The organism is Photorhabdus caribbeanensis (assembly GCF_018448885.1).
Classification (GTDB): domain Bacteria; phylum Pseudomonadota; class Gammaproteobacteria; order Enterobacterales; family Enterobacteriaceae; genus Photorhabdus; species Photorhabdus caribbeanensis.
On the sequence record NZ_RCWB01000102.1, the window covers coordinates 1 to 1,353 of the forward strand.

Consider the following 1,353-nt stretch of genomic DNA (forward strand, 5'->3'; position numbering starts at 1 on the left):
CAGACCAGCCATCGGAAATAATGTGATGCAAAGTCAGCAAAAACTGATATTCGCTATCGGTGAGCTGGATGAGAGCCGCACGGATAAGCGGGCCGCTTTCAAGGTCAAATGATGCGTGAGCCTCCTCTACGCTTAGACGCTCAAGAACAACATCAGCATCCGGGATCCCGCGCAGATCATATTGCGATAACAGTAAACCGCTATTCGGCGCCAACAGCCGTACTTGCGGTTGACCATCAATAGAGACAAAGACAGAGCGTAACGCTTCATGACGGGCAAATAAGGTATCCAGCGCCTTCTGCCAGGCCATGATATCCAATTGCCCACTCAAACGCAGGGCCATCGGGATATGATAAGTTTCACTAACGCCCTCAAGCTGCGCCAGGAACCACAAGCGCTGTTGAGCAAATGATAACGGTAATGCGCCTTCGCGAGATACCGGCACGATGGCTGGCAGGATAGCATCCAGTTGCCCCTTCCGGGCCTGCATAACCTCCGCAAATGCCTTTAACGAAGGAGATTTAAACAGGGTGGTTAATGGCAGTTCGATACCCAAAGCGGCTACCCGGTTCATCATCCGCACCGCCAGCAACGAATGACCGCCCAGCGCAAAGAAACTGTCATACCGGCTGATCTGCTCAATCCCCAGAACTTCACGCCAAATCGCCGCCAGCGCCATTTCCATTTCTCCCTGGGGCGCTTCGTAAACCTGACGGGCAACGGCCTCATTGCCCGGTGCCGGTAGCGCCTGGCGATCCAATTTACCGTTCGGCGTTAACGGAAACGCATCCAGCCGCACAAAAGCGGATGGCACCATATAATCCGGTAACACGGTACCCAAGTAGGTATGCAGACTATTTACCAACCCCTCATGGTTTTCCGCCACCACATAGGCCACCAGCCGTTTGTCCTGACCTTCCCCCTGTGCCAATACCACAGATTCACTCACCGCGGGATGTTCCACCAACCGGAATTCAATTTCGCCCGTTTCAATGCGGAAACCGCGGATTTTCACCTGGTGGTCGTTACGGCCCAGGAATTCCAGATTGCCGTCCGGCAAATAACGAGCTAAATCCCCGGTGCGGTACATGCGGGCATCGGGTTTATCACTAAATGGGTCAGACAGGAAACGTTCAGCCGTTAAGTCAGGGCGATTGAGGTAGCCACGCGCCACACCAACACCACCAATGTACAACTCCCCTATTGCCCCCAACGGCACAGGATGACCATCGTTATCCAATAAATAAAGACGGGCATTATCTAGCGGACGACCGATAGTCGGATAAGGGTGCGACGGCTCTATACAGGCCAACGTCGTATCCACGGTACATTCTGTTGGGCCGTAGACATTAT

General features: G+C 53.5%; 1 protein-coding gene. It reads right to left on the minus strand.

What is annotated here, in order from left to right; all coding sequences use genetic code 11:
* Window positions 1–1,353, minus strand: a 1,353-nt coding sequence (locus EAE90_RS23140) for a condensation domain-containing protein (protein ID WP_214055437.1), incomplete at both ends; no start/stop codon positions are given.